Origin of the sequence: Glycocaulis sp., from assembly GCF_052168375.1 — a bacterium.
Taxonomy (GTDB): Bacteria; Pseudomonadota; Alphaproteobacteria; order Caulobacterales; family Maricaulaceae; genus Glycocaulis.
This window is the reverse complement of sequence record NZ_JBQLZR010000016.1, coordinates 1-5,905: the sequence shown is the minus strand read 5'-3', so window position 1 is coordinate 5,905 and position 5,905 is coordinate 1. Positions and strand designations below refer to the sequence as shown.

Genomic DNA, 5,905 nt, shown 5'->3' with positions numbered 1-5,905 from the left:
GGCCGACCGCGAGGAGCAACTTATCCGGCGCGGGCGCTATGCCGAGTTCAACCTGCTCTACGACCGGGGCACGAAATTCGGGCTCGAGACCGGCGGAAACGTGACCTCGATCCTCTCGTCCATGCCGCCAGAAGCGAAATGGCCGTAAGGATTTAGCCGATCAGGCCACGCTGCGCAGCCATGATGCCGGCATAGAAGGACACAGCCATCGCCGCGCCGAGAATGAGGATGCGCACAGCCCACTGGCTGACCCTGCGCATCATCTCGGCGCGCTGCGCCTCGCGCACCCTGAAATCAACGAAGCCCGCCACACCTGCAGAGCTGCGTTCGGCGCGAAAGTCCGGCTTGTCGGCGCCGGCAGCATAAACGCCGAGCCGGGCCATGAGGTCGACGACCATGCGCGCCACCACCTCGTCCTCGACAAGCAATTCATAGCGCGCACCGCGCGGTGCGCCGACGATGCGCGCGTACTCTTCCGCCTCGCTGTCCGATGGCCCCATCAGCACAAGGCGGGCAAGGAACTCGGCCAGCGGCGCGCGTTCCAGCATGGCCTTGCGGTCGGCGCCCCCCGGCAGGGTGCGCGGCAGGTCATGGCCGGTCAGCATGTATTCGCTCAGCTTGCGCAGGCGCCAGGCGGCGGCCTCCGGCGCCAGCTCACGCGCATGGGACGGCGAGACGCCTTGCGGCCCGGCGGCGGGGCGTGCGCGCCCCTGAACCGGGCGCCGGCCGGACTTGTACTTCACGAACGGGCCAAGGATCGAGCCGCGGAAAGTCTCGGCGCAGATGTCAAACGCGGCACGCGCCACATCGACCGCCTTGCGGTAGCCGACCTCGGTCAGCGCCGGATCGGTGACAAGAAGCCGGTCCGCGGTTGCAAGCCTGGACGCCGCCGTTTTGAGCTTGCCGCGAATTTCCTCGCGCCGCGCTTCGGCGTCTGGCGGCAAGGGGGCGAGCGCAGTGCTTTCCTCCCCCACAACATATTCTTCACCCAGCCGGGCATTGAGCTGTCGGCGCAGCGCCTCGTCGGTTTCCGACCAAAGCGAGTGGAGGACGGCATCGAACGGGTTGTCGCGGTCTGCCGGCCAGGTTTCCCGCCGCCAGCGCCCCATGACGAGCATCCAGGGCGAACGGCCATTGGCGAGGCGGGAATTGAGGTCGCGGGCGAACTCGGTCTTCACACTGTCGGCCAGCGCCGCATAGTGCATTTCCACATAGTCCATCAGCAGGACACACGACCACATGGCAAAGCGGTCAGAGCCGATCGGCTCGCCATCTGGCGGCTGGATGGACTGGGAGGCATCCGGCGTTGCCGGCGGCATCAGCCAGTCGAGGCTTGGCTTGCGCACGATTGTGGCGAGCGGATTGCCGACCTGCTGGTAGAGATCAGCCAGCGCCAGGCGCGGCCCGTCGGGCAGGCTGCCGGCCCCGCGCCCGCCAAGGCTTTGTGTCACGGCCACCCGCACCTGATGGCGCAGCACCAGCTCACGCGTCACATGTTCATTGGCCTTTACGCTGCCAATCTCGCCACGGCGCTGCTGCAGGAAGCGATCAACCGCATCATAGTCGTGCAGCTGCAATTGCTCGTCATAGAGCCCGGAGCCGATGCGGTACTGGAAGCGGCGGGAGAAGACGTCCATCAGGCGCTCCCCTGCGCTCTCGCCATCGCCAGAAGATCCTCACGGGTCGGCATGAAGTCGGCCTCGGCCCAGCTGGCCTCGAGGAAACGCATCATGCGGCCAAGCTCCGGGCCGCGGGCGTGTCCCGCAGCCAGAAGGTCAGCCGCTTTCAGGGGAAATACCGGGCGCTGCCAGCGGCTGACCGCATCAAGGTCACGCAAAAGCTCGTCCTTGCGTCCTTCACCGCGCGCCGCAGCGAGCATGAGCTGATCCTCGACCGCCTGACGGCCCTGCGCATAGAGAGCCGCGCGCATGGCCTTGCGGTCCATGCCCGGATGCACGCCGCTGCGAAGGCTGGCAGCATGCAGCCGCGCCTTTTCGGCGTTTGACACCTTCATGGTGTCACAGAGCGCGTCTACCCTCATAGCGTCTCCCCCCGCCAGGAGCGCCGCCACCCGCAAGAGCGGATCGGCCGGCCAGGATTCCTGAGCGTTCAGGGAGTTTAGGCTTAAGAAAACCTTCAAGTCGATACGTTCCGGTAACACTTCGTTAAGAACGTTGCCTTCCTGCATCGCCTCAAGGGCGGGTGCAGGGTCGGGCGCGCCCAGCAGCTTCTTCAATTCCATCCACACCCGCTCGGCGGATAATTGCTGCAATCCGGCACGCAATTCGATGCAGGCGGCATGACCCGCCGGATCAAGGGGCAGGCGGCCATACCAGGCGTGAAACCGGTAAAAACGCAGGATGCGCAGATAGTCTTCACGAATGCGAGCGTGCGGATCACCGATAAAGCGCACACGCCCGTCAAGCGCATCTGCAATGCCGCCTGCAGGATCAAACAACACGCCGTCGCGCGCCGCATAGATGGCGTTCAGGCGGAAATCGCGCCGCGCCGCATCCTCATGCCAGTCCGTGGAGAAAGACACTTCCGCGCGGCGTCCGTCGGTGACGACATCGCGACGCAAGGTCGTGATCTCGAAGCCGCGCCGGTCCACCACCGCCGTGATGGTGCCATGGTCGAATCCGGTCGCGACAGCGCGAATACCCGCCGCTTCAAGCGCGGCCATGGTCTTTTGCGGCTCAAGAATGGTCGCAATGTCGATATCGCTGACAGACCGGCCCATCAGTGCATTGCGTACACAGCCGCCGACATAGCGTGCGCCATCAGGCGCTGCAGAAAGAAGCGCGTCCATCACCGCCAGACCGGCAGGGTCGGCCAGCCAGTCATGGCGGGCCGGGTCTAGTCGCTCTGGCGTGTCCATAAGGCTGCCTAGCGTCCGTCAGGCGGATCAATGCGGCCAGGCACTACGCGCCCATCTTCCAGCGTCGGCGGATGGAACTGGCCGGTCTGCGCCGAACCTCCAAACACGCCGCCCAGCGCCAGGGCCAGAATGCCGGTAATGGCAAGACCTGCACCCACCAGTGCCAGCACCTGCAAGGGCGGCGGCGGCAGGCCATCGGCTCCGGTCTGTGCGTCAGCGCCTTGGGCGCTGCGCCGCGACATCGCTGCGCGTATGCCGCGCCAGGTGTAGTAGCCGGCAAAGGGCAGAAGGAAGAGGATTGCTATGGTGAGTAGAAAGCGCATGTGACAACCAAACCCTTCAGCTCAGCGCGTTGAACCGGTCTGCCAGTGCCTTGAGCAAACCCGCCGTGGCACCCCAGATATAACGCCCTTCATGCGGCATGGCGTAGTAGCGCCGCAGCTGGCCCGCAAACATGCGCTCTTCCAGCACATGGTTGGCGGGATTCATCAGAAAGTCGAACGGTGTTTCAAATATTTCCGCAACCTCGCCCGGATCGGCACGCAGACGCGTGTCGGGCTGCATGATGCCGACAAAGGGCGTGATCTGAAATCCCGTGACCGTTTCATACGGGTCGAAGCGGCCAATGATCTGCACCCGGTCCGGCGAAAGTCCGATCTCTTCCTCGCATTCCCGCAAGGCTGCATCGACCGGGCTCTCGCCCGCATTGAGACGTCCGCCGGGAAAGCTGATCTGGCCAGCATGGGCTGAGAGATGATCTGCGCGGCGCGTGAATACCACGCTGAGGCCTGTCTTGCGCACCACCAGAGGTGCCAGCACCGCAGCAGGGCGCAAGGTGCGTCCTGTCGGGGACGGTGTGCCGTTAAGGTCGCCATCGCCGCGCACCGGCTGTGGCGGCGGTCCTTCTACAGGGTCCAGCGCGCGGCTGAGACGTTCAACCAGCGCGTCTACCGCAAAGGGATCGTCCAGCATCATGCCTGTTCCAGCGGCACGAAGACGCCGTCGCTCCAGACGCCCAGAGCGGTCTTGCCATCCGGCGCCGGGCCTTCCACGGCGAGGCTTGCCAGCTCGTAATAGACCGGGCGCGTAAGAAGGGCCTCCAGCCGCCCGCGCACACCCACATAGGGCTCCGGCTCACCATCCTCGCCAAAGGCGATACGCAGCGGGTGCTGCGGCCCCGCCAGCACGGTCTCGTCATGGTCGGTGGTAAAGACCAGCTTCTGGTCACGCCCCTCCCCCATCACATCCACCCGCACGGCCAGGAAATGCCCGGCCTCGACATGGATCCGGATCTTCTCGGCGGGGGTCACCAGATAGGTTTCGCCGTCCTCGTCCTTTCGCAGAATGCGCGCAAACAGGCGCACCAGCGCAGGGCGGGCGATGCGGGTGCCTTCATGCCACCAGCTGCCATCGCGGCGGATGACCATGTCCATCTCGCCGCAATAATCCGGGTGCCAGCGCTCGACCGGGGGCAAGCCCTTGCCGGAATCGCGCGCAGCCTCCAGCAGGGACTGCATTGCATCACCGTTCGTGCGCTGTGACCCCATGGACACCTCAAGCTAGAGCGGGGCATGCTGCGCCACCGGGGGCAACAGCAATGCGAACAAGGGACATAGGCTCATGACCTTGCCAAAGGAAGATGTCACCCAGCTGGCCGCGAGCGCCGATGCCGCTACCGCGCGCCTCGCCGAGGTGCGCAATTCCATCGCCCGCTCCATCTTCGGCCTCGAAGAGGTGGTTGAGCAAGCCCTGTGCGTGCTCCTGGCTGGCGGTCACGGCCTTCTGGTCGGTGCGCCGGGCCTCGCCAAGACACGCCTCGTCCACACGCTGGCGGTTGTTACCGGACTTGATGACAAGCGCGTCCAGTTCACGCCCGACCTGATGCCGGCAGACATTCTCGGCTCGGAAGTGCTGGAAGAGGATGCCACCGGAAAGCGCAGCTTCCGCTTCATCCCCGGCCCCGTCTTTACCCGCCTGCTAATGGCCGACGAGATCAACCGCGCGAGCCCGCGCACGCAGGCTGCCCTTCTGCAGGCCATGCAGGAAGGCTTCGTGACGATTGCCGGGGTGCGCCATGATCTGCCGAGGCCCTTCCATGTGCTCGCCACGCAAAACCCGATCGAGCAGGAAGGCACCTACCCGCTTCCCGAAGCGCAGCTGGACCGCTTTACCCTGCAGATCGACGTGCCCTACCCGACGCGCGAGGCAGAGCGTGCCATCCTGATCGCCACCACGGGCAGCCAGGAAGATGCCGCCGTGCCGGTGCTCGACACCGGCGAACTGACCCGGCTTCAGGCGCTTGTCCGGGCCATGCCTGTCGGCGAGCAGACGCTGAATGCCATTCTGGACCTTCTGGCGCGCGCCCGCCCGGACGGTTCAGCCGACGCGGAAGTCTCTGAAGCCGTCGCCTGGGGTCCCGGCCCGCGGGCCGGACAGGCCCTGATGCTGGCTGTGCGCGCCCGCGCTCTGCTGCAAGGACGTCTGGCCCCCTCCACCGAAGATGTCGCGGCGCTGGCAGGCCCGGTCCTCAAGCACCGCATGGCACTGACATTTGCCGCTCGTGCGGACGGCCTCAATGTCGACCGGCTGATCGCCCGCCTGGCTGCCGAGGCGGCCTGACGGGCGCTGGCATGTTCGTTGACTCCGAAAATCGCCTTCACCTTCCTCCCCCGTTCACGGGGGAGGTGTCAGCGCAGCTGACGGAGGGGGGATAAATGCGTGAGACACAGTCACGTTCCCGACCGCTGGCCCGGCTACTGCGACGAAAGCTGACCGACGCGGAAACCATACTGTGGTCACGGCTTCGCGGCGCCCAGATCAAAGGCTGGCGGTTCCGCCGCCAGCACCCGGTCGGCCCCTACATAGCTGATTTCGCCTGCGTCAAGGCACAGCGGATTGTCGAGGTCGATGGCGCGACCCACTCCAGCCGCCGCGAACAAGCCCATGACACAAACCGGACGGCCTACATGCAAGGCCTTGGCTGGCGTGTCCTGCGCGTCTGGAACACAGACATCTACGACAATCTCC

General features: G+C 65.6%; 8 protein-coding genes. 3 read left to right on the top strand and 5 right to left on the bottom strand.

Translation table 11 applies throughout. The annotated features are described in order from the left end of the window. Positions 1–148 (top strand): coproporphyrinogen III oxidase (locus ACTS2Z_RS00620; protein ID WP_442571301.1); only part of this gene is annotated, 148 nt, incomplete at its 5' end. 4 nt (positions 149–152) lie between these two features. On the opposite strand, the gene ACTS2Z_RS00615 is transcribed toward ACTS2Z_RS00620, so the two are convergent. The 5 genes from ACTS2Z_RS00615 to ACTS2Z_RS00595 are packed head-to-tail and all read right to left on the bottom strand — an operon-like array spanning position 153 to position 4,425. Then, entirely contained in the window at positions 153–1,637 is a 1,485-nt protein-coding gene (locus ACTS2Z_RS00615) for a hypothetical protein (RefSeq protein WP_442571300.1), read from the bottom strand. Beyond that, positions 1,637–2,878 (bottom strand): CCA tRNA nucleotidyltransferase, encoded by a 1,242-nt coding sequence (locus ACTS2Z_RS00610; protein WP_442571299.1) that lies wholly within the window; start codon positions 2,876–2,878, stop codon positions 1,637–1,639. Before ACTS2Z_RS00610 ends, ACTS2Z_RS00615 begins: the two co-directional genes overlap by 1 nt. Before the next feature lie 8 nt (positions 2,879–2,886). Continuing rightward, on the bottom strand, positions 2,887–3,201 hold the full coding sequence (locus tag ACTS2Z_RS00605) for a hypothetical protein (RefSeq protein ID WP_442571298.1): 315 nt from the start codon (positions 3,199–3,201) through the stop codon (positions 2,887–2,889). A gap of 16 nt (positions 3,202–3,217) precedes the next feature. Further along, the gene (locus ACTS2Z_RS00600) at positions 3,218–3,853 is read right to left on the bottom strand and encodes a CoA pyrophosphatase (RefSeq protein WP_442571297.1); all 636 of its coding nucleotides are present in this window, start codon (positions 3,851–3,853) and stop codon (positions 3,218–3,220) included. Beyond that, positions 3,850–4,425, bottom strand: coding sequence for a DUF1285 domain-containing protein (locus ACTS2Z_RS00595; RefSeq protein WP_442571296.1), 576 nt, complete (start codon positions 4,423–4,425; stop codon positions 3,850–3,852). The genes ACTS2Z_RS00600 and ACTS2Z_RS00595 overlap by 4 nt, the downstream gene beginning before the upstream one ends. A gap of 73 nt (positions 4,426–4,498) precedes the next feature. On the opposite strand from ACTS2Z_RS00595, the gene ACTS2Z_RS00590 reads away from it, so the two are divergent. Further along, positions 4,499–5,497, top strand: coding sequence for an AAA family ATPase (locus ACTS2Z_RS00590; protein ID WP_442571295.1), 999 nt, complete (start codon positions 4,499–4,501; stop codon positions 5,495–5,497). Positions 5,498–5,592: 95 nt separating this feature from the next. Further along, a partial coding sequence (locus ACTS2Z_RS00585) for an endonuclease domain-containing protein (protein ID WP_442571294.1) occupies positions 5,593–5,905 on the top strand: 313 nt, incomplete at its 3' end.

Coding starts and splice junctions, on each gene's coding strand:
- ACTS2Z_RS00590 (WP_442571295.1), top strand. CDS start 4,499: ATGACCTTGCCAAAGGAAGATGTCACCCAGCTGGCCGCGAGCGCCGAT.
- ACTS2Z_RS00605 (WP_442571298.1), bottom strand. CDS start 3,201: ATGCGCTTTCTACTCACCATAGCAATCCTCTTCCTTCTGCCCTTTGCC.
- ACTS2Z_RS00595 (WP_442571296.1), bottom strand. CDS start 4,425: ATGGGGTCACAGCGCACGAACGGTGATGCAATGCAGTCCCTGCTGGAG.
- ACTS2Z_RS00615 (WP_442571300.1), bottom strand. CDS start 1,637: ATGGACGTCTTCTCCCGCCGCTTCCAGTACCGCATCGGCTCCGGGCTC.
- ACTS2Z_RS00600 (WP_442571297.1), bottom strand. CDS start 3,853: ATGATGCTGGACGATCCCTTTGCGGTAGACGCGCTGGTTGAACGTCTC.
- ACTS2Z_RS00610 (WP_442571299.1), bottom strand. CDS start 2,878: ATGGACACGCCAGAGCGACTAGACCCGGCCCGCCATGACTGGCTGGCC.